A 19,351-nucleotide genomic window follows, 5' to 3' on the forward strand; every position below is an offset into this window, starting at 1 on the left:
TCACGTGAACAGGAGAGTGCCCGATGGCAGGCAGCGTGAACAAGGTGATATTGGTGGGCAATCTGGGGCGCGACCCGGAGGTGCGCCGGCTGAGCAACGGCGAGCCAGTGGTGAACCTGCGCATTGCCACCTCGGAGACCTGGAAGGACAAGGCCACGGGCGAGCGCAAGGAAAAGACCGAGTGGCACTCGGTGGTGATCTTCAACGAGAACCTGGGCCGGGTGGCCGAGCAATATCTCAAGAAGGGCTCGAAGGTTTACATCGAAGGCCAGCTCCAGACCCGCAAATGGACCGACCAGTCGGGCCAGGAGAAGTACACCACCGAGGTGGTGCTGCAGCGCTTCCGCGGCGAGATGACGATCCTGGACGGGCGCTCGGGCGGCGGCGCGTCGTCGGAATACGGCGACGAGGAGCCGGGCCAGATCAGCCGCGGTGGCGATTTCGGCCGTTCCTCTCCCATGGAACGCCGCCCGTCGCCGGCCCCGAGCGGAGGCGGAGCCCCGCGCTACAACGACCTCGACGACGATATTCCGTTCTAGGGTCATGCCCCGCAAAAGGAGATGCAGCTGGTCGGTCGCGCTGTGGGCTCCTTGAGCCGGGCCGTGACCGATCGGCTCCGGCAGGGCGAAGCGCATTTCCTCCGCAGGTCGACGTGATGGATCTCGGCCGGCGCGACTCTCCGGGTCGCTCGAACGATGGACGGCGAGAGGCGGGAGCATCGGACGGATCCTGGAAATCGAGGCCGCATTTCACGGCCGACGCTTTGGCCGATTGACCGTGACATCGCCCCGCGAGGGGGGTAAGAGACCCAAAGGCGGCTTCAGCCGCCTTTTCCTTTGAGCATCGGGCCCAAAAGTGAAATCCACTTTTGGGATTGAATCCGACGCTCCCTCCGAGAGACCCTTGCGAAGCTGCCATGACCTCCCCAGCCCTCGATACCCTCTTCACCTGGATCCGCACTGAGAGCCCGACCCATGACGTGGCCGGCGTGAACCTGATGATGGATCTCGTCGTCGGGCAGATGGCGGACGCGCCGGTCGCCGTCGAGCGCGTCAAGGGAGAGCAGGGGCTCGGCGATGCCCTGATCCTGCGCGCCGGCCCGCAGACGGACGAGCCCGCCATCCTGATCCTGTCCCATCTCGACACCGTGCATCCGGTCGGCACCATCGAGAAGGATCTGCCGCTGCGGATCGAGGGGGACCGGCTCTACGGCCCCGGCGTCTACGACATGAAGGCCAGCGCCTGGTACTGCCTGGAGGCCTTCAAGGAGGTCGCCCGGAAAGGCACGGCCGCTCGTCCTCTGATCTATCTCGTCACGCCCGACGAGGAAATCGGCTCGCCCATGACGCGGCCGATCATCGAGAATTTCGCCCGCCGCACGGCCTATACCCTCGTGACGGAGCCGGGGCGGGACGGCGGCAAGGTCGTCACGGCCCGCAAGGGCGTCGGGCGCTTCGACGTGCGCGTGGAGGGTCGCCCGGCCCATGCGGGCTCGCGCCACGCGGACGGGCGCAACGCCGTCTACGAGGCGGCGCGCCAGATCCTCGCCATCGAGGCCATGACCGATTACGCCCGGGGCGTCACGACCACGGTTGGCATGGTGTCCGGAGGGACGGCAGTGAACACGATCCCGCAGCATTGCAGCTTCCCCGTGGACCTGCGCGTCGAAACCGTGGCGGACGGCGAGGCGCTGACGCGGGCGATCCTGGGGCTCAAGGCTCAGGATCCCGATTTCAAGATCACCGTGACCGGCGGCATGAACCGGCCGCCCTACGAGCGCACGGAAGGAACCGCGAAGCTGTTCGAGCATGCGAAATCGCTCGCGGCGGCGATCGGCTTCGACCTCGTCTCTGCGCCGCGGGTCGGCGGCGGTTCGGATGGCAACTTCACGGCGGCGCTCGGCGTGCCGACCCTCGACGGCATCGGCATCGACGGGGACGGGGCGCATACGCTGCACGAATACGGCGTGATCTCCTCCATCGCGCCGCGCCAAGAGCTTGTGAAGCGCCTGCTGGAGACGCTGCGCTGATCGCGATCGGCGATCTGCGCGACAGGCCGGAGCGACAGGCCGGAATTCGCCGATTCTGCCGCGGATCGGGTCTGGCGCGCCTTTTGGAAGGGCGACGGTCATCCGATCGGCCTGCTGACGGGAGGCTCGGCTGGTCGGTGCTCGAGAGCGGTGTGCTGGAGCCGGGACTTCATGTCCTGATCAGGAATGCGGGCGAGGGGACCTTGCAATGGATGCGCAGGCGAAGCCGGACTACCGGCCCAATGTAGGCATAGCCCTGTTCAACGGTCGCGGGCAGGTGCTGATGGCCCAGCGGCTCGGGAACTCGGGCCCTGAGATCATTGCGCCGGGCCATGAATGGCAGATGCCGCAGGGCGGCATCGATGCGGACGAGGATCCGCTGGCGGCGGCCTTTCGCGAGTTGCAGGAAGAGACGAACGTCACGAGCGCGGCCTATCTGGGCGAGACGGCGTCGTGGCTGAGCTACGATTTTCCACCCTATGACGGTCCTCTGCACCATCTCTCGGGCTACCGGGGGCAGCGGCAGAAATGGTTCGCCCTGCGCTTCACCGGCGACGAGAGCGAGATCGACGTCACGCTCACGCATGGCAATGCCGTCCCGGAATTCGCCGAATGGCGCTGGCAGGACCTTGCCGCCGCGCCAGGGCTCGTCGTGCCCTTCAAGCGGGCGGTCTACGAGCATGTGACGGAGGCGTTCGCGGGCTTCGCGCTCGCGCCTGCCGCGTGAAGCGAGTGAGGCGGCTGCCCCCGAGGTCTCAGTCATCGTCCGCCTTGTCCGGCTGCGCGATCTCGGGATGTTTCCGCACCAGAACGTCCCGGTCATTGGCCAGCGCCTCCCAGGTGCGCGCCATCTCGACCAGCTGATCGCGCTGCGGTCCCTCCGGAACCTGCTTGGCGAGCACGCGGCATTCCTCGGCGTGTTTGCGGTATTCGGATGCTTTCTTCATGGCTTCTTCTTTTTTTGACGAAAAACCATCGCTTACAACGTCTCAGGGCGCAGCAAGGCACCGACGCCGTCGATGATGAACTGCACGGCCAGCCCCGCCAGGATGACGCCGAGCAGCCGGGTCAGGACCACGTTCCCGGTCACGCCGAGCCAGCGGGAGACGCGCTCGGCTGCGGAGAACACGATGAAGCAACTTGCGATTCCAAGGGCGATCAGGATGATCAGGGACGAGAGATAGACGAGATTTCCGTCGGCCCGTCCTGCCAGGAGGATGACCGCCGTGATGGCGCCAGGCCCCGCCATGAGCGGGATCGCCAGGGGAAAGGCCGCGATGTTGCGGATATGGTCTTCCGTGATGGCAACCTCGGCCGTGTGCTGCTTGCGCTCGTTGCGGCGCTCGAACACCATCTCGAACGCGATCCAGAACAGCAGCAGCCCGCCCGAGATGCGGAAGGCCGGGATCCCGACGCCGAGGAGGCGCAGGAGAACCTCGCCGCCGAGGCCGAAAAAGGCCAGGATGCAGAAGGCGATCAGGCTCGCCCGGGTGGAAACGCGGCGGCGCTCGTCGGAATTCATGCCCCGGGTCAGCGACACGAAGATGGGCGCGAGGGCGACCGGATCGAGGGTGACGAGCAGCGTGACGAGGGCGGCGGAGATATAGTCGAAGAGCATCGGCTGGACCTTGAGGACAGCTTTGCTTTATGGGGTGCCGGCAGGGTTTTGGCGAGAGGGTACGCAACGATGTTCACGATTTTGGACAAGATCAGCTGGCCCGGACATCCCGACAAGGCCAATGAGGATATCTGCGGGGTGTCCCAGGACTGGGCATGGGTGATCGACACCTCGATCTTTCCCGGCACTGCGCCGGTCGTGCACCCCGAGAGCGATGCGGCCTGGCTCGCGGCCTTCGCGGATGAGCGGCTGTCGAACCTCGCGCCCCAGGCCGAGGACGGAGCCGCCCTGATCCGGCACGTGATGGAGGAGGCCCGCACCGCCTACAGGGCCGTCGCTCCCTTGGAGCGGCACGAGGATTTCGTCACATGGCCACTCGGGGCCATGACCCTCGTCCGGCGGCGCGGAAACGGTCTCGATGCCTGGACGTTCGGGGATACGACGGCCTTCGTGCGCCGGCCCGACGGCACCGTCCTGACCATGGGGGAGGCTCCCGACCTCAGGAATTTCGAAGCCGCCAAGGCGGCCGAGCTGATGCAGGCTGCGAATTCCCGGCCGAACGACATCCTCGGCGAACCCGTTTTCCTCGACTGGCTCGGCGAGCGCCGCGAACGGCAGCGCAGGAGCGGCGTCCCGGCGGCCCTGCTGAGCTTCAATCCGGATGCCGCCGACCGCCTGCGGCACGAGAGCGTGCCCTGCGAGGACGGCACCGTCATCCTGCTCGCGAGCGACGGATTCTCGGCCCTGGTCGACCTGTACGGGGCCTTCGACGCCCGGAGCCTGATGGACGCCGCCATCGCCTCGGGCCTGGAGCCGCTCGCCCGGAAGGCGCGGGAGATCGAGACGGCGGTGGATCCGGACGGCAAGCGCTATCCCCGGTTCAAGCAGAGCGACGACACGACGGCGCTTCTGCTGCGGGTTTAAGGGAAACGGGAGCTTTCCCACAGTGTCATCCCCAGCGAAGGCGGGGATCCTTAGCCGCTGACGGTTCAGGAAAGGGCATTGCGGCACCCGCGCGCTCGATTCTGAGCCGCTGGCGGTTATGGATCCCGGGCTCGCCTGCGGCGCCTGGGATGATCCAGGACGGCCGGTCACGGCAAGGGTGGAGAGCCCTTCCTGGATCCGCGTCCTCTTGCCTCTGGAAAACGCCTCGAAAACCTTGAAAATGGCACGGAAAACGGCCATCTAAGGATTTGAATTTCAACTGGATTCGCGAGGCTGCCGAGTGGCTTGACGAAGCGGCATCTGGAGCCGCCTCTCGCGATGGGGCAGACCGTTTTAAGAAAGACCTACCTTGACCGATCCGAACGATACCCGCTCCGGCGGCCCCGGCGGGGACCAGCCGGCCAGTGACATCAAGCTGATTTCCATCGTCGACGAGATGAAGCGCTCCTACCTCGATTACGCCATGAGCGTGATCGTGAGCCGCGCTTTGCCCGATGCGCGCGACGGTCTCAAGCCCGTCCACCGGCGCATCCTCTATTCGATGCACGAGAACGGCTATACGCCGGACAAGAAATACGTGAAGTCCGCCCGTATCGTCGGCGACGTGATGGGTCAATACCATCCGCACGGCGACAGCGCGATCTACGACGCCTTGGTGCGCATGGCGCAGGACTTTTCGCTGCGCCTCATGCTCGTGGACGGGCAGGGCAATTTCGGCTCCGTGGACGGCGATCCCCCGGCGGCGATGCGCTACACCGAGTCCCGCCTCGCCAAGGCGGCGATGCCGCTGCTCGACGACATCGACAAGGACACGGTCGATTTCACGCCTAACTACGACGAGTCGAAGGATGAGCCGTCGGTTCTGCCCGCGCGCTTCCCGAACCTGCTCGTCAACGGCGCTGGCGGCATCGCGGTCGGCATGGCCACCAACATGCCCCCCCACAACCTGGGCGAGGTCATCGACGGCTGCCTGGCCTATATCGACAATCCCGGTGTTTCCGCCGAGGAGCTGATCGAGATCATTCCCGGTCCGGATTTCCCCACCGGCGCGCTGATCCTCGGCCGCGCGGGGGCGCGTTCGGCCTACACCACGGGCCGCGGCTCCATCATCATGCGAGCCAAGTCCGAGGTCGAGGAGATCCGCAAGGATCGCGAGGCGCTCATCTTCACCGAGATCCCGTATCAGGTGAACAAGGCTTCGCTGATCGAGAAGATCGCCGAGCTCGTACGCGAGAAGAAGATCGAGGGCATCGCCGATCTGCGCGACGAATCCGACCGCGACGGCATGCGCATCGTGGTGGAGATCAAGCGCGACGCCATGGCGGACGTGGTGCTCAACCAGCTCTATCGCTATACGCCGCTCCAGACGAGCTTCGGCGCCAACATGGTGGCGCTCAACGGCGGCCGTCCCGAGCAGATGACGCTCAAGGACCTGATCGGCGCCTTCGTCGATTTCCGCGAGGAGGTCGTCTCCCGCCGCACCAAGTTCCTGCTCAACAAGGCCCGCGAGCGCGCCCACGTGTTGTGCGGCCTTGCGATCGCGGTTGCCAATATCGACGAGGTGATCCGCCTCATCCGCACGGCGCCCGATCCGAACAGCGCCCGTGAGGCCCTCATGGGCCGCGACTGGCCGGCTCACGACATCGCACCGCTGATCGCGCTGGTCGACGATCCGCGCCACAAGATCAACGACGACGGCACCTATCGCCTCTCCGAGACTCAGGCCCGCGCGATCCTCGATCTGCGCCTGCAGCGCCTGACCGCTCTCGGCCGGGACGAGGTTGGCGACGAACTCGCCAAGCTCGCGGCCGAGATCTCGGAGTATCTCGAGATCCTGCGCTCGCGCGCCCGCATCATGGGCATCATCAAGGATGAGCTCGCCGAGATCAAAGAGGCCTATGCCACGCCGCGCAAGACGCGGATCGTGGACTGGGATTCCGACGTGGACGACGAGGACCTCATCGCCCGCGAGGACATGGTGGTGACCGTCTCGCACGCCGGTTACATCAAGCGCGTGCCGCTCTCGACCTACCGGGCGCAGCGCCGGGGCGGCAAGGGCCGCTCCGCCATGACGACGCGGGACGAGGATTTCGTCACCCGCCTGTTCGTGGCGAACACCCATACGCCGGTGATCTTCTTCTCGTCCAAGGGCCAGGCCTACAAGGAGAAGGTGTGGCGCCTGCCGCTCGCGGCTCCCAACGCCAAGGGCAAGGCGTTGGTGAACATGCTGCCGCTCAGCCAGGGCGAGCGCATCAACGCCATCATGCCGTTGCCCGAGGACGAGGCGTCCTGGGACAAGCTCGACGTGATGTTCACGACCTCGCGGGGCACGGTCCGCCGCAACAAGCTGTCGGACTTCGTGCAGGTCAATCGCGGCGGCAAGATCGCCATGAAGCTGGACGAGGGCGAATCCATCGTCGACGTGCAGATCTGCTCGGAGCATGACGACGTGCTGCTCACCACGGCCAAGGGCCAGTGCATCCGCTTCCCCGTGACGGATGTGCGCGTGTTCAAGGGCCGCGATTCCATGGGCGTGCGCGGCATCAACCTGGCCGACGGCGACAAGATCATCTCCATGGCGATCCTGCGCCACGTGGAGGCGACGGGCGAGGAGCGCGCCGCCTATCTCAAGATGCGCCGGGCGGTCATGGGCGAGCAGTCGAACGGCGACGCCGAAGCAGCGGGTGCGGAGGACGCGGAAGAGATCGAGAACGGCAACGTCTCCCTCTCGCAGGAGCGCTATGCGGAGATGAGCGCGCAGGAGCAGTGCATCCTGACGATCTCCGAAAAAGGCTACGGCAAGCGCACCCTGTCCTACGAATACCGCATCACCGGACGCGGCGGCAAAGGCATCACGGCGATGGCGGTGAACAGCCGCAACGGCCTGCTGGTGGCCTCGTTCCCTGTGGAGAACGCCGACCAGATCATGCTCGTCACCGACGGCGGGCAACTGATCCGCGTCCCGGTGGACGGAATCCGCGTCGTCGGCCGCAACTCGCAGGGCGTCACGATCTTCTCCACGCGCGACAAGGAACGCGTGGTCTCGGTGGAGCACATCGAGGGTGAGGAAGGCGAAGACGGCGAGAATGGCGACGATGCCGGAGCCGAGGGCGACGTCGCCAGCGGCGAAGAATAAGGTCTGCCGCGCATCTGACGGTCTGAAACCCGCCGACCTCGGTTGGCGGGTTTTCTGTTGGTACTGACAGAGTCGATGCGTCAGATCGCCAAGAGAAGAAACTCTTTCGCCAGCGGGTCCATCTCCCGCTCATATGCCCGGCTCAGCCTCTCCGTATGATCCTCGCGCGTGAACCAATCGTACCAATGAGAGGCTGCCTCGGTTGGAAGCCTGGATAACAGGCTGCTCTTGTTGAAACGCCGCGCTCCGAGCCCGAAGTAGATTGCACTGGCCATGCGCAGGGCGGCTTCGCGCGTTTGGCAGGCCTCCCAAAGCGCTCGCAATTGTAAGGTATCGAAAGGCGTCGGAAGGGCGATCTGAACGATCTCGCAGACATCGTTTCCAAACCCGTTCCAGGACGCCTGGTTTTGTCGTGCGAGCGCGCAGGCCAGCTCTTCATTGGATATGGGATGGTGCAAGGTTTCCTCGAACAGGACCGTCAACCAGTTGCCCAGGGTGTAGGTTTCCTGAGGCGTAAGGCAATTTTCAGGAGCGTCACGAAAACGGGAAAAGATGCTGTCTGCATCCAGATAAGTCGGTCTATCACCCTGGGCGATGAGCTCCATGTAGCGCGGCAATAGATAGAGAAACTGATCCGACCAGCCATGCGCCGAATTGGTGTATTCGGAGAGCTGATCGTTCGAAAGCTCGCGCAGGGGCGTCTTGAGAATGCTCTCGGCGACTTCTGCGGACATGCAGGATTCGCAGTGGCACGCTTCCAGGGGGTGGCTGAGACTATGCCGACCGAATGCCTCATAGGCGGCCTGCAAAGCCTCGCTCAGGCGCGGGATCATTTCCGATAGCTGCCTAGATGCGGTTGGTCAGAAGCGCAGTTTAGCAGGATGATACGATGTTCGCTATCAGGGCGTCCGTCGAGGTTCAAAGCCTCTATGCACCTCTCGCTCCAGGCTTCGCCGAAGGGCAGGAGAGTGGATAGCTCTGAGCCAAGGACGGGAAGCCGTCCGGCGGAATCAGAAAAGATGCAGTCCCTGGACGGCGGCCGGGCTCAGGAGGGCGACTGCGAGAAGAACGACAATGCCAAGACGAAATGCCATGGAGTGCCCCCGGTAAAGGTTAACAAAGAGTTACCTAGGGCGAGCCAAGACCTCGTCCAGTCTAGGTTGCATGGGATCGTGATTCTGACAGCGTGAGAAACCCACGGTTGAGAAAGATCGGTCTAAGTCCAAGATCCCGAAGAGTTTTTCGCCGCCCGGCCGATCCTCACATCGTCAGCAGCACATAGCCGGAGGCGATGGCGGCGGGCGTGAGGACGAGGAAGGCCGTTGCAAGGGTGATGACGAGCCGAACGATCATGGAAACCTCCCTGCGATGTGGGTTTTCTTCTGTCACAGGCCTGTCGAGGGTGCCGTGCGTTGGCACACGGCTTGCCGATATCGAATTCTCCCGCTACGCCTTGAGCCATGACGCGCACAGCCCTCTATACCGGCAGCTTCGATCCGGTCACCAACGGCCATCTGGACGTCCTGCGCCAGGCCTGCAGCGTGGCGGACACCATCGTCGTGGCCATCGGCGTCCATTCCTCCAAGGCCCCGATCTTCAGGGCCGAGGAGCGGGCCGAGATGCTTCGAGAGGTCTGCGGCCCCGAGCTGCAGGCCAGGGGCGTGAATCTGGAGGTCGTCACCTTCAGCGATCTCGCCGTGGATGCCGCCCGGCGCCAGGGGGCCAGCCTCATCATCCGGGGTCTGCGGGACGGCACGGATTTCGACTACGAGATCCAGATGGCGTCCATGAACGCCGCCATGGCGCCCGAGGTCCAGACGGTCTTCTTTCCGGCCTCGCCGCCGGTCCGCCCGATTACCGCCACGCTTGTCCGGCAGATCGCCGCCATGGGCGGCGACGTTTCGGCTTTCGTGCCAGGACTTGTCGCGGAGCGACTCAAGGCCAAATTCACGCGGCCATAACGTTTTTTCGATCCTCAGAGGAGAACCCCTTCCATGAAGCGTTTGCTCGTAGCCGGTGCGCTCGTGCTGGCCGGCCTCGTTCCGGCCGCGGCCCAGCAGGCCAAGGACCCGCAGAACACCGTTTACCTGGACACCAAGGACGGCCGCATCACCATCCGCCTGCGCCCGGACCTCGCCCCCAAGCATGTGGAGCAGATCAAGGCGCTCACGAAGCAGGGCTTCTATAACGGCGTTCCGTTCCATCGGGTGATCGAGGGCTTCATGGCCCAGACGGGCGATCCGACGGGGACCGGCACCGGCAAGTCCAACCTGCCGGACATTCCGGCGGAGTTCACCCAGACCCCCTACAAGCGCGGCTCCGTCGGCATGGCCCGCTCGCAGAGCCCCAATTCCGCCAACAGCCAGTTCTTCATCTGCTACGACGGCTGCGGCCCGCTGACCGGACAATACACGCTCTTCGGAGAGGTGGTGTCCGGCATGGACGTGGCCGACAAGATCAAGAAGGGGAACGCCGCCGCGAACGGCATGGTGTCCAATCCCGACAAGATCGTGAAGATGCAGCTCGCCACCGACGCGAAGTGAATGGGCTCCGGCCGGCCATCCGGAGCGCGATGGATCGCCGTCCCGCTCCTCCTCGTCGCGACCTCCGCTTCGGCGGTCGCCGGGGACGGTTGGCGCGGTCACGGTCTTTATCGTCATCCGGAAGGCTCCTGGTACAGGCCCTACGAGGAGCTGCCGCCTCTGCCCGAAGGCATCATAGGAACCGTCAGGCCACGGCCGGATGCGGGGCCGGTCGGGCGCATCAACACCATGCAGGACGTCTTCAAGGCCCTCCAGGCCTGCTGGCGTCCGCCGCGTGGGAGCGGCTATTCAGGCCAGGAAATCACGTTGCGCCTCAGCTTCAAGCGGAACGGCGAGGTTCTGGGCAGGCCGCAGATCACCTATTACAAGCCGGGAACGGAGGGAGAGCAGCGCGAGCCTTTCACACGCTCCATTCGCGAAGCTTTCGAGCGCTGCACGCCCTTTCCGTTCACGGAAAGCTTTGGAGCAGCCATCGCGGGACGCATCTTTGCCTTCCGTTTCGTCGATGCCCGACCTATGTGAACGGGCAGGAATAGTATTTTGCCGAACAAACCGCTTCAGGAGAGACCGATGGCAGATCCGGAAAACACCCTCATCATGGAAACCACGAAGGGCCGCGTGGTCATCGAACTGCGCCCCGATCTCGCCCCAGGCCATGTGGAGCGCATCAAGACCTTGGCACGTAAGGGGTTTTATGACGGCATCGCCTTCCATCGGGTGATCGACGGCTTCATGGCCCAGACCGGCTGCCCCCAGGGCACCGGCACCGGCGGCTCCGACCTGCCGGACCTGAAGGCCGAGTTCAATGCCGAGCCGCACGTGCGTGGCACCTGCTCCATGGCGCGCACCAATTTCCCCCACTCGGCCAATTCGCAGTTCTTCATCTGCTTCGACGACGCCCGCTTCCTCGACAAGCAATACACCGTCTGGGGCAAGGTGACGGAAGGCATGGAGAACGTGGACAAGATCAAGCGCGGCGAGCCTGTGAGCGATCCGGACCGCATCGTTTCGATGAAGGTTGCGGCCGACGCGGCGTGAACGACTGACTTGTCGTCCAGAACCTCCCGCCCCGCGCGGGAGGTTTTTCTTTTAAGCCTCGGGCGTGGGCTGCAAGGCCTTCCGGGCCGCCAGGGCACCACGTAGGCCATTGATGCTGAACAGCAGGGCCAAGAGGGCGACAACGGTTCCGCGTCCGGGAGCAGTCACGAGCTTCATCGCAACTTCGAGAGCAATCCAGATGACGCCGACGCACGCAATGACGAGGCTCTCGCGCTTATAGAAGAACCAGGCCATCAGGCTCGCCGCCACGATGACCACGAGGTCGAGGCCCAGAGAAACCGCAATCTCGATCCCGTCCAGAGCGCCCATCAAGTCCCGGCCTGTCGTGAGAACGAGCACGGCAATGATGGCATATGAGACCGCGACATAGGCGAGAGCGATGGCGCCGGCCTTGATAGCCTCTCTTCGACCTTTCTCGGTCTTTACGTCAGGCCAAAGATTACGGAGCGGGTTTGGTTTGGGTTGGGTCTTGTCGTCAGAGTTTTCCATGCTGCCCTTCGGAGTCGATCTCGATTATATAATTACATTTCAATCGATGGCCGCTGGCAAGTCCTTCGAGAAGAAGAAGCCTGAAACCGCTCGACTTTCGGTGGATGGCGGCCATTGACGGCCAGCGTCCTTCAGGCCGATAACCGGTGCCCTTGAAACAAGCCCCCGGAAAACCGCCTCAATGCGTGTCGACCTCTTCGATTTCGACCTGCCCGAGCAGAACATCGCGCTCCGTCCCGTCGAGCCGCGGGACGGAGCGCGCATGCTCGTCGTCAGGCCCGAGGAAGGCCTCGAGGACCGGATCGTGCGCGACCTGCCGGAGCTCCTGCAGCCGGGCGACGTCCTGGTTCTCAACGACACCAAGGTCATCCCCTCGCGGCTCTACGGCCTGCGCATGCGCGAGGAGACCGCCGCGCGCGTCGAGATCATGCTGCACAAGCGGGAGGGGGCCGACCGCTGGCGCGCCTTCGCGCGTCCGGCGAAGAAACTTCACGTCGGCGACCGCATCCGCTTCGGCGAGGAATCGGAGAGCACGGCCTGCGAGCTGGTGCGCCTCGATGCGGAGGTCGTGGAGAAAGGCGAGGGCGGCGACGTGGCGCTCCGCTTCTCCTTCTCGGGGCCTTTCCTCGACGAGGCGATCGTCCGTCTCGGCGAGCTGCCGCTGCCCCCCTATATCGCGGGAAAGCGCGCAACGGACGAGAAGGACAGGACCGATTACCAGACGGTCTATGCCAGGGACGAGGGCGCGGTCGCGGCCCCTACGGCCGGCCTGCATTTCACCGACGATCTGTTCCGGCGCCTCGACGCGCGCGGGATCTCCCGCCACTTCGTCACCCTGCATGTGGGCGCCGGGACCTTCCTGCCGGTGAAGGCCGACGATACCAGCGAACACCGCATGCATGCGGAGTGGGGCACCATCGGCGAGACAACCGCACAGGCCCTCAACGAGGCGCGGGCGAGAGGAGGGCGGATCGTGGCGGTCGGCACCACCTCGCTGCGTCTCTTGGAAAGCGCCGCCCGCGCGGACGGCACCATCGCTCCCTTTTCGGGCGATACGTCGATCTTCATCACGCCCGGATACCGCTTCAAGGCTGTGGACGTGCTGATGACCAATTTCCACCTGCCGCGCTCGACCCTGTTCATGCTGGTTTCGGCCTTCGCGGGGCTGGATTCCATGCGCGCAGCCTATGCCCATGCCATTGATGCGGGCTATCGCTTCTACTCCTACGGCGATGCGAGTTTGCTCTTCCGGCGTTGATGCGCCATTTCTGCTCTTCGTGCCCGCACGGGCTTGAGCCGATCCCATGAGGACCGAATGACCACCGAGAATTTCACCTTCACCGTATCGAAGACGGACGGAGCCGCACGAACCGGCGAAATCCGGATGCCGCGCGGCGTCATCCGGACGCCTGCCTTCATGCCGGTGGGCACGGCCGCCACCGTGAAGGCCATGTATCCCGATCAGGTGAAGGCGCTCGGCGCGGATGTGGTGCTCGGCAACACCTATCACCTCATGCTGCGCCCCGGCGCGGAGCGTGTCGCCCGTCTCGGCGGGCTGCATCAGTTCATGAACTGGCCCTATCCGATTCTCACAGATTCCGGCGGCTTCCAGGTCATGTCGCTCTCCGCCCTGCGCAAGGTGGACGAGACCGGCGTGACCTTCCAGTCCCATATCGATGGATCGCGGCACTTCATGTCTCCGGAGCGCTCCATCGAGATCCAGGGGCTTCTCGGCTCCGACATTCAGATGCAGCTTGACGAATGCGTGCGACTGCCGTGCTCGGACGAGGAGGCGGAGCGGGCCATGCGCCTGTCCCTGAGGTGGGCGGAGCGCTGCCGCATCGCGTTCGGCGACCAGCCCGGCAAGGCCATGTTCGGGATCGTTCAGGGCGGTGCCGTGGAACGGCTGCGCATCGAAAGCGCGCGGGAACTCGCCGCCATGGACCTGAAAGGCTACGCCATCGGCGGCCTCGCCGTGGGCGAGCCGCAGGAAGTGATGCTGCGCATGATCGAGGCGGTCGAGCCGCATATGCCTAAGGAGAAGCCGCGCTATCTCATGGGCGTGGGCACGCCGGACGACATCGTCGAGGCCGTGCGCCGCGGGGTGGACATGTTCGACTGCGTCATGCCCACCCGCGCCGGGCGTCACGGTCAGGTCTTCACCAAGCACGGCCGCATGAACCTGCGCAACGCACGTTTTGCCGAAGACACGCGCCCGCTCGACGAGAGCTCGAAATGCACGGCCTCGAATACCTATAGCCGGGCCTATCTCCACCACCTCGTCCGCTCGAACGAGATTCTGGGCATGATGCTGCTGACCTGGAACAATCTGGCCTATTACCAGGAGTTGATGGCCGGCCTGCGAAAAGCCATCGCGGAAGGCCGTCTCGAGGACCATATCGGCGAAATCAAGGAAGGTTGGGTGAGGGGAGAGCGCGACAGCAAGGCCGAAATCGGCCAGCACGCCGACAACATCGCCATGCCGGCAGAGGGCTGAGGGGGAGCAGGCATCTTTTCAGGCGGTGGAAAACCTGAATGCCGGCAGCCTGAAATGCGGATTTCGGCATCGGACCGGGGCTTTTCGATTGACCCACCGCTCAAGAGCCCCTATTTCGGGCTCACCTCTGGGAGCGCGTAGCTCAGCCGGTAGAGCATCTGACTTTTAATCAGAGGGTCCTGGGTTCGAGTCCCAGCGCGCTCACCACTTATTTCCCAGAGGATCAGGCGGGTAACTTAAGGCTTCGATGGAAGCCTTGTTACCGAGCCTGTTACCGGCACCTGTTCTAAGCCTGATCCTGGCTCTTCCTACGCCTAGAGCCTTTTCCATGAACTTCGGTTCACGGAAAAGGCATTTGTTGTTTGAGAAAGACGCCTTTTCTTCGCAAAACCGGCATCCACTTTTGCGGAAAAGGCTCTAGCGCATCGTGCGGACCCGGTGGGCAGCGCTCGCGCATCGTGCGAAATGTGGCCCGGTTCTTTCGCAGGAACGATGCGCTCGTCTATGGTCTTGAGCATCCTTTCACGCAAAACCGGTTCCCAGTTTTGCATTCGATGCTCCAGGAGGGAGTATCGGATTCAATTCCAAACGTGGATCCCACTTTTCACGTCCGATACTCTAGCGCGGCCGCCGGGTCCGCACGATGCGCTAGAGCAAATTGCATTCTGCCGGGATCGGAATGCTTGCTCTTTCTCTTTGGCGAAGCATCGTTTTTCGCGAAGAACCGGTTCCCACTTCTTCGCACGATGCTCTAGCAAGTGTCAGCGCCATGCCGGGTGTCTTCACGGCTCCCAAGATCGGACGGCGAGCCCTTTCTCTTGTGCTGGAAGTTTCCAATGGGCCGCCAGCCGGATCACTCCGAGAATGGCCATTCCATTCTCCCCGGATGTTGCCACCTCCGCTCTCGAACAGAATTCACCGGTGGCCGTCCCTGCATCGGAATCCGACAGGGCATTGCGGATTGTCGGCGCTGGGCACCCAGACCGGCTCGGAATATTGTTCGATAGCGCATTCCGAACCGGTCCTGACGAAGCGTTCACAGGTGACAGGGCCGGTGTCCAGGACGACGGCGCCTCGCCGCAGAACAAGCTCGCGGTTGGCGAAACAGGATCGTTGCAATACCGACGGCCCGATCTTGGCCTTGACGGCGGTCTCCCCCGGGACGAGCGCCAGAGTGACGAGCATCGGGCCCAAAAGTGGCATCCACTTTTGAGGCCGATGCTCTATGCGGGCGGTAACTCGAGGCCGTTCGGGAGTGAGATCCAGATGACGGTCTGCACCTCGGGGGAATGGCGTGACAGATGGCCCTTACCGTGTGTGTCCTCCACCAACACGAAGCTCCCCGCCGAAACGTGGCGCACCTCTCCGTCGCTCGTCTCGTATTCGACCGAACCATCCAGCCTGACCGTCAGCACCGGCTCCGGGACCGTATGCCAGGCCACCTCGCGCATGCCGGCCGGAATGTGGGTGATGCGGACACGGGACGCCGGATAGCTGGCTGTCACCTCGAACGGCACGGCGTCGGGGTGCACCGACCGCTTCGTCGTGGGCAATTCGACCTCGTCGAAACGCGACTCGCCATCCGGGGTGGCATAGATGCGCAGGCACTTCATCGCGGCTGACTCCCTCTGGTTCGGCATGCCGAACCGAACCATGCCTACCATGACTGAAGCAGTACGGCACCGGCCTTCGATTCCGGGGCGAGCCCAACGCGAGCGAACGGCATTCTGCCGGCGGCAAGGCTAAAGGGCTTGAGGCGCCGGCGGAGCACGTGGATCGGTCGCTTGCCGTTCGAGAAGGGCGGCTGTATGAACGGCGGTAGCCCTGCAGTGGTTGTGGGCCTGGGCCCCACGCGCGCTAATCGCCAAATTGCACAGAATCCGGTGCCGCGCAAGCTTCCTGCTGCACCGGTCCAATGGGAGGAAAAATGAGAGCGACTTTGAAATTCAGCCTAGCCATGGCCCTCGGACTGACTCTGAGCGGGGGGGCGTTGGCACAGACGAAGGAAATCCGTGTCCTTCTGGCCAACCATCCGTATGGCGACATTATCAAGGCGGCTATTCCGGAATTCGAGCAGCAGAGTGGCATCAAGGTCAATGCCGAGAGCCTCCAGGAAAGCCAGCTCTCGACCAAATTGACCACTGAGTTCGCCACGAACTCGTCCTCGGTCGACGTGTTCATGACGCGGCCGCTGCAGGACGGAAAGCTCTTCGCCAAGAACAAGTGGTATGAACCGTTAGTCGGCTACGACTTCTCGGATTACCCGGCCAATACGGTGAGCATCGTTACGTACGACGGCAAGCCGAATATCGTTCCGCTGGTGACCGAATGGCAGGTCCTGTTCTATCGCAAGGACCTTCTTGCCGCCGCGGGCATCAAGGTTCCGACGAATTTCGACGAGCTGGCAGCCGCTGCCGAGAAACTCAACACCGGAGGTGTCGCGGGTCTCGCTTCCCGCGGGAAGGGTGCGGCGGCCGTTACCCAGCTCTCCAGCTACGTCTATAATTTCGGCGGCCAGTATCTCGACAAGGGAGTGGCGGTCTTCGATTCGAAAGAGGCCGTCGACGGCATCCGCTATTATGGCAAGCTCATTGGAAGCTACGGCCCCCGCGGTGTGACGTCCATGTCGTGGGAAAACATCCTGCCGCTGTTCCAGGCAGGTCGTGTCGCCATGTGGACGGATGCGTCTGTCTTCTATGGCCAGATTACCGATCCCGCGAAGACGTCGCTCGGAGCGGACAAGGTCGGCATCGCCAACTTCCCTGCCGGTCCCAAGGCGAACTCCCCCTTCTACGCGACCTCGTGGGGACTCGCCATGGCCAGCCAGTCAAAGAAGAAGGACTTGGCGAAGACCTTCCTCGACTGGGCGACCAGCAAGGAACTCGCCGCCAAGGCGATGGTCGCCAACATCACCATGGCAAGGACCTCCGTTTGGGAGGATCAGGCCGTCGTGGCCAAGGTCGATCCCGGCCTCGTCGAGACGCGCGCGTTCGTGGCGAAGAACGGCTATCCGACCGATCGGCCCTTCATGAGTGCCGTCGGCGAGGCCCGCGACCTGATCGGTGAGATCGTTCTTGAATCGATCAACACGAAGGGCGAGTCGCCGCAACTCGGCGACATGGCGAAGGACCGCGCCGCCAAGGTCAACAAACTGCTGCGCGACACGGGCGAATACGGACAGTAAGCCCACCGGGGTGCCGTGCCGCCCGACGGCGGCACGGCATCGATCTGAAGTACCTGGCGCGCCTCGCGCTTGCACCCGTCGAGAATTCATGACCCATAACAGCTACGCGGACAGCAATATCCGTTGGATCTATCCCCTGCCAGCGATCCTATTCGTTGCGCTGCTCATGGTCTTTCCGGTCCTCTACACCACCTATATCAGCTTGACGAACTGGACGCTGACGTCGGGTGCTCCACCGTCTTTCGTCGGCCTCGACAACTACGGTCAGGTGTTGATCGAGCCGCGCTTTCTGCAGGCGTTGTGGCGCACGATGGTTTTCACCATCTCGGCCGTGGCCGTGGAGGCCGTGCTCGGGGTGGCGGCCGCACTGTTGCTGAACCGCGTCTTCGTCGGTCGGAACGTGGTGAAGCTTCTTCTCCTCCTGCCTCTGGTCGCGACCCCGGTCGCAGTGGGGATCGTGTTCAACCTTTTCTACGATCCAACGATCGGGTTGGCGAATTACGTTCTGGAAACACTCGGGCTGCCGACCAGCGCCTGGATTTCCGACGCCAGCACTGTCCTCTTCTCCCTCGTCATCGTCGATGTGTGGCAATGGACTCCCATGATCACGCTGATCGTGCTCGCCGGTCTCGCGGCTCTTTCCGATGAGCCGGCGGAGGCGGCACGGATCGATGGCGCAAACGAATGGCAGATCATCCGGCTTATTACGATCCCGATGGTGATGCCGGTCATCGTCACGGCCGTCATCCTGCGCCTGATCGATGCCCTCAAGACCTTCGACATCATTTTTGCGATGACAGGCGGAGGCCCAGGCTACGCCTCGGAGACGCTCAACCTCATCGGCTACAAGTACAGCTTCGAGTATTTCCGCATGGGGCAGGCTGCGGTCATCCTGGTGGTGCTCTTTCTGGTCGTCCTTGCGTGCAGCGTGGCTATCACGCGACTCAGCAAGCGAACGGCAGCCTGACCTGTCATATCGGCGCGGGACAAGAAGCGATCATGAAAAAAGTTGGACTCAAGGTTCTATTCTACTGCGCAGTCGTCATGCTGGCGACGATTGTACTGCTGCCTTTCCTTTGGATGCTGATCTCCTCGCTCAAGACCCAGGTAGACATCGTCGCCTGGCCACCCAAGTTCGTCTTCAGCCCAACCTTCCAGAACTACTACAGGGTATTCGGAGAACAGGATTTCATCCGGTACTTCATCAATTCGACGATCGTTGCGGTTTTCTCAGTGGGTGTCTCACTCCTGCTCGGTCTCCCCGCGGCCTATTCCATAGCTCGCTTTTCTCAACGGCGCCTCGCGCTGGTGATCCTGCTGGCGCGACTGATGCCAGGCATCTCGTTCCTGATGCCGTGGTACATCATTTTCTCGCGCCTCGGCCTGATGGACACCTACGTGGCGCTGGTGCTGAGCCATGTGCTGATCGCTCTGCCCATCGTGGTCTGGATCATGTCGAGCTACTTCGAGACCATTCCCGTAGAGCTCGAGGAGTCGGCGATGGTCGATGGCGCATCGCGCCACTACATCTTCCTTCGGATCATTCTTCCCCTGTCCGGACCCGGCATCATCACGGCCACGACGTTGGCATTCATCTTTTCCTGGAACAACTTCCTCTTTTCTCAGGTGCTCAGCATGGAGAAGACCAGGACGCTGCCGATCGCCGTGTTCAATTTCCTCTCCTATGCCGATATCGATTGGGGCGGAGTCATGGCAGCCTCCGTTACGATCATGGCGCCCGCCCTCGTCCTGACGATGATCTTCCAGCGCTACGTGGTGAGTGGCCTGACCATGGGAGCCGTCAAGGGATAGCCGGGGGCAGGGCGTTTCCGGCAAACTGTCTTCTTCTCC

The 19,351-nt window shown here is 63.4% G+C and carries 20 protein-coding genes and 1 tRNA gene; 15 read left to right on the forward strand and 6 right to left on the reverse strand.

The window, feature by feature from the left end:
* Positions 1 to 23 precede the first annotated feature (23 nt).
* From AB8841_RS16965 to AB8841_RS16975, 3 genes are all read left to right on the forward strand, one after another.
* The gene (locus AB8841_RS16965; RefSeq protein ID WP_370437001.1) at positions 24 to 539 is read left to right on the forward strand and encodes a single-stranded DNA-binding protein; all 516 of its coding nucleotides are present in this window, start codon (positions 24 to 26) and stop codon (positions 537 to 539) included.
* Positions 540 to 916: 377 nt separating this feature from the next.
* On the forward strand, positions 917 to 2,029 hold the full coding sequence (locus AB8841_RS16970) for a M20 family metallopeptidase (protein ID WP_370437002.1): 1,113 nt from the start codon (positions 917 to 919) through the stop codon (positions 2,027 to 2,029).
* Between the two features lie 208 nt (positions 2,030 to 2,237).
* A complete protein-coding gene (locus AB8841_RS16975; RefSeq protein ID WP_370437003.1) occupies positions 2,238 to 2,756 on the forward strand; it encodes an RNA pyrophosphohydrolase in 519 nt (172 codons plus the stop codon).
* Between the two features lie 28 nt (positions 2,757 to 2,784).
* Here AB8841_RS16975 and AB8841_RS16980 read toward each other — a convergent pair whose 3' ends face one another.
* Both AB8841_RS16980 and AB8841_RS16985 read right to left on the reverse strand, forming a co-directional pair.
* Positions 2,785 to 2,976, reverse strand: a complete 192-nt coding sequence (locus AB8841_RS16980) for a hypothetical protein (RefSeq protein ID WP_370437004.1) — start codon at positions 2,974 to 2,976, stop codon at positions 2,785 to 2,787.
* A gap of 32 nt (positions 2,977 to 3,008) precedes the next feature.
* The gene (locus tag AB8841_RS16985; protein WP_370437005.1) at positions 3,009 to 3,647 is read right to left on the reverse strand and encodes a MarC family protein; all 639 of its coding nucleotides are present in this window, start codon (positions 3,645 to 3,647) and stop codon (positions 3,009 to 3,011) included.
* 69 nt (positions 3,648 to 3,716) lie between these two features.
* Between AB8841_RS16985 and AB8841_RS16990 the strand changes: the two genes are divergently transcribed.
* Positions 3,717 to 4,571: a hypothetical protein gene (locus AB8841_RS16990; protein ID WP_370437006.1), complete on the forward strand. Its 855-nt coding sequence runs from the start codon at positions 3,717 to 3,719 to the stop codon at positions 4,569 to 4,571.
* A gap of 457 nt (positions 4,572 to 5,028) precedes the next feature.
* Positions 5,029 to 7,728, forward strand: a complete 2,700-nt coding sequence (gene gyrA / locus AB8841_RS16995) for a DNA gyrase subunit A (protein ID WP_370439289.1) — start codon at positions 5,029 to 5,031, stop codon at positions 7,726 to 7,728.
* An 80-nt stretch (positions 7,729 to 7,808) separates the two neighbouring features.
* Here gyrA and AB8841_RS17000 read toward each other — a convergent pair whose 3' ends face one another.
* On the reverse strand, positions 7,809 to 8,561 hold the full coding sequence (locus AB8841_RS17000; protein ID WP_370437007.1) for a hypothetical protein: 753 nt from the start codon (positions 8,559 to 8,561) through the stop codon (positions 7,809 to 7,811).
* A gap of 627 nt (positions 8,562 to 9,188) precedes the next feature.
* Here AB8841_RS17000 and coaD point away from each other — a divergent pair.
* Genes coaD through AB8841_RS17020 form a run of 4 tightly spaced genes read left to right on the forward strand, consistent with a single transcriptional unit; the run spans position 9,189 to position 11,309 of the window.
* Positions 9,189 to 9,689: a pantetheine-phosphate adenylyltransferase gene (gene coaD, locus AB8841_RS17005; RefSeq protein WP_370437008.1), complete on the forward strand. Its 501-nt coding sequence runs from the start codon at positions 9,189 to 9,191 to the stop codon at positions 9,687 to 9,689.
* 33 nt (positions 9,690 to 9,722) lie between these two features.
* Positions 9,723 to 10,271, forward strand: coding sequence for a peptidylprolyl isomerase (locus AB8841_RS17010; protein ID WP_370437009.1), 549 nt, complete (start codon positions 9,723 to 9,725; stop codon positions 10,269 to 10,271).
* A complete protein-coding gene (locus AB8841_RS17015) occupies positions 10,272 to 10,793 on the forward strand; it encodes a hypothetical protein (RefSeq protein ID WP_370437010.1) in 522 nt (173 codons plus the stop codon).
* Between the two features lie 48 nt (positions 10,794 to 10,841).
* Positions 10,842 to 11,309: a peptidylprolyl isomerase gene (locus AB8841_RS17020; protein ID WP_370437011.1), complete on the forward strand. Its 468-nt coding sequence runs from the start codon at positions 10,842 to 10,844 to the stop codon at positions 11,307 to 11,309.
* 51 nt (positions 11,310 to 11,360) lie between these two features.
* Here the strand turns inward: AB8841_RS17020 and AB8841_RS17025 are convergent, their stop codons facing one another.
* Positions 11,361 to 11,819: a hypothetical protein gene (locus AB8841_RS17025; RefSeq protein ID WP_370437012.1), complete on the reverse strand. Its 459-nt coding sequence runs from the start codon at positions 11,817 to 11,819 to the stop codon at positions 11,361 to 11,363.
* A gap of 181 nt (positions 11,820 to 12,000) precedes the next feature.
* Between AB8841_RS17025 and queA the strand changes: the two genes are divergently transcribed.
* The 3 genes from queA (at position 12,001) to AB8841_RS17040 (ending at position 14,523) form a co-directional block, all read left to right on the forward strand.
* A complete protein-coding gene (queA, locus tag AB8841_RS17030) occupies positions 12,001 to 13,077 on the forward strand; it encodes a tRNA preQ1(34) S-adenosylmethionine ribosyltransferase-isomerase QueA (RefSeq protein ID WP_370437013.1) in 1,077 nt (358 codons plus the stop codon).
* A gap of 57 nt (positions 13,078 to 13,134) precedes the next feature.
* Entirely contained in the window at positions 13,135 to 14,316 is a 1,182-nt protein-coding gene (tgt, locus tag AB8841_RS17035) for a tRNA guanosine(34) transglycosylase Tgt (protein ID WP_370437014.1), read from the forward strand.
* Positions 14,317 to 14,447: 131 nt separating this feature from the next.
* Positions 14,448 to 14,523, forward strand: a tRNA-Lys gene (locus AB8841_RS17040).
* Between the two features lie 708 nt (positions 14,524 to 15,231).
* On the opposite strand, the gene AB8841_RS17045 is transcribed toward AB8841_RS17040, so the two are convergent.
* Entirely contained in the window at positions 15,232 to 15,501 is a 270-nt protein-coding gene (locus AB8841_RS17045; protein ID WP_370439290.1) for a hypothetical protein, read from the reverse strand.
* 38 nt (positions 15,502 to 15,539) lie between these two features.
* Positions 15,540 to 15,929 (reverse strand): hypothetical protein, encoded by a 390-nt coding sequence (locus AB8841_RS17050; RefSeq protein WP_370437015.1) that lies wholly within the window; start codon positions 15,927 to 15,929, stop codon positions 15,540 to 15,542.
* A 314-nt stretch (positions 15,930 to 16,243) separates the two neighbouring features.
* Between AB8841_RS17050 and AB8841_RS17055 the strand changes: the two genes are divergently transcribed.
* The 3 genes from AB8841_RS17055 (at position 16,244) to AB8841_RS17065 (ending at position 19,312) form a co-directional block, all read left to right on the forward strand.
* Positions 16,244 to 17,500, forward strand: a complete 1,257-nt coding sequence (locus tag AB8841_RS17055; protein WP_370437016.1) for a sugar ABC transporter substrate-binding protein — start codon at positions 16,244 to 16,246, stop codon at positions 17,498 to 17,500.
* Between the two features lie 88 nt (positions 17,501 to 17,588).
* A complete protein-coding gene (locus tag AB8841_RS17060; RefSeq protein ID WP_370437017.1) occupies positions 17,589 to 18,467 on the forward strand; it encodes a carbohydrate ABC transporter permease in 879 nt (292 codons plus the stop codon).
* Positions 18,468 to 18,499: 32 nt separating this feature from the next.
* A complete protein-coding gene (locus AB8841_RS17065; RefSeq protein ID WP_370437018.1) occupies positions 18,500 to 19,312 on the forward strand; it encodes a carbohydrate ABC transporter permease in 813 nt (270 codons plus the stop codon).
* Positions 19,313 to 19,351 lie beyond the last annotated feature (39 nt).

The sequence above is a fragment of the Microvirga sp. TS319 genome, from assembly GCF_041276405.1.
Taxonomy (GTDB): domain Bacteria; phylum Pseudomonadota; class Alphaproteobacteria; order Rhizobiales; family Beijerinckiaceae; genus Microvirga.

What these genes read in the sequence shown, in the direction of transcription:
- AB8841_RS16965 (WP_370437001.1), top strand. Translation starts at nt 24, where the DNA reads ATGGCAGGCAGCGTGAACAAGGTGATATTGGTGGGCAATCTGGGGCGC.
- AB8841_RS16970 (WP_370437002.1), top strand. Translation starts at nt 917, where the DNA reads ATGACCTCCCCAGCCCTCGATACCCTCTTCACCTGGATCCGCACTGAG.
- AB8841_RS16975 (WP_370437003.1), top strand. Translation starts at nt 2,238, where the DNA reads ATGGATGCGCAGGCGAAGCCGGACTACCGGCCCAATGTAGGCATAGCC.
- AB8841_RS16980 (WP_370437004.1), bottom strand. Translation starts at nt 2,976, where the DNA reads ATGAAGAAAGCATCCGAATACCGCAAACACGCCGAGGAATGCCGCGTG.
- AB8841_RS16985 (WP_370437005.1), bottom strand. Translation starts at nt 3,647, where the DNA reads ATGCTCTTCGACTATATCTCCGCCGCCCTCGTCACGCTGCTCGTCACC.
- AB8841_RS16990 (WP_370437006.1), top strand. Translation starts at nt 3,717, where the DNA reads ATGTTCACGATTTTGGACAAGATCAGCTGGCCCGGACATCCCGACAAG.
- gyrA (WP_370439289.1), top strand. Translation starts at nt 5,029, where the DNA reads ATGAAGCGCTCCTACCTCGATTACGCCATGAGCGTGATCGTGAGCCGC.
- AB8841_RS17000 (WP_370437007.1), bottom strand. Translation starts at nt 8,561, where the DNA reads ATGATCCCGCGCCTGAGCGAGGCTTTGCAGGCCGCCTATGAGGCATTC.
- coaD (WP_370437008.1), top strand. Translation starts at nt 9,189, where the DNA reads ATGACGCGCACAGCCCTCTATACCGGCAGCTTCGATCCGGTCACCAAC.
- AB8841_RS17010 (WP_370437009.1), top strand. Translation starts at nt 9,723, where the DNA reads ATGAAGCGTTTGCTCGTAGCCGGTGCGCTCGTGCTGGCCGGCCTCGTT.
- AB8841_RS17015 (WP_370437010.1), top strand. Translation starts at nt 10,272, where the DNA reads ATGGGCTCCGGCCGGCCATCCGGAGCGCGATGGATCGCCGTCCCGCTC.
- AB8841_RS17020 (WP_370437011.1), top strand. Translation starts at nt 10,842, where the DNA reads ATGGCAGATCCGGAAAACACCCTCATCATGGAAACCACGAAGGGCCGC.
- AB8841_RS17025 (WP_370437012.1), bottom strand. Translation starts at nt 11,819, where the DNA reads ATGGAAAACTCTGACGACAAGACCCAACCCAAACCAAACCCGCTCCGT.
- queA (WP_370437013.1), top strand. Translation starts at nt 12,001, where the DNA reads ATGCGTGTCGACCTCTTCGATTTCGACCTGCCCGAGCAGAACATCGCG.
- tgt (WP_370437014.1), top strand. Translation starts at nt 13,135, where the DNA reads ATGACCACCGAGAATTTCACCTTCACCGTATCGAAGACGGACGGAGCC.
- AB8841_RS17045 (WP_370439290.1), bottom strand. Translation starts at nt 15,501, where the DNA reads ATGCTCGTCACTCTGGCGCTCGTCCCGGGGGAGACCGCCGTCAAGGCC.
- AB8841_RS17050 (WP_370437015.1), bottom strand. Translation starts at nt 15,929, where the DNA reads ATGAAGTGCCTGCGCATCTATGCCACCCCGGATGGCGAGTCGCGTTTC.
- AB8841_RS17055 (WP_370437016.1), top strand. Translation starts at nt 16,244, where the DNA reads ATGAGAGCGACTTTGAAATTCAGCCTAGCCATGGCCCTCGGACTGACT.
- AB8841_RS17060 (WP_370437017.1), top strand. Translation starts at nt 17,589, where the DNA reads ATGACCCATAACAGCTACGCGGACAGCAATATCCGTTGGATCTATCCC.
- AB8841_RS17065 (WP_370437018.1), top strand. Translation starts at nt 18,500, where the DNA reads ATGAAAAAAGTTGGACTCAAGGTTCTATTCTACTGCGCAGTCGTCATG.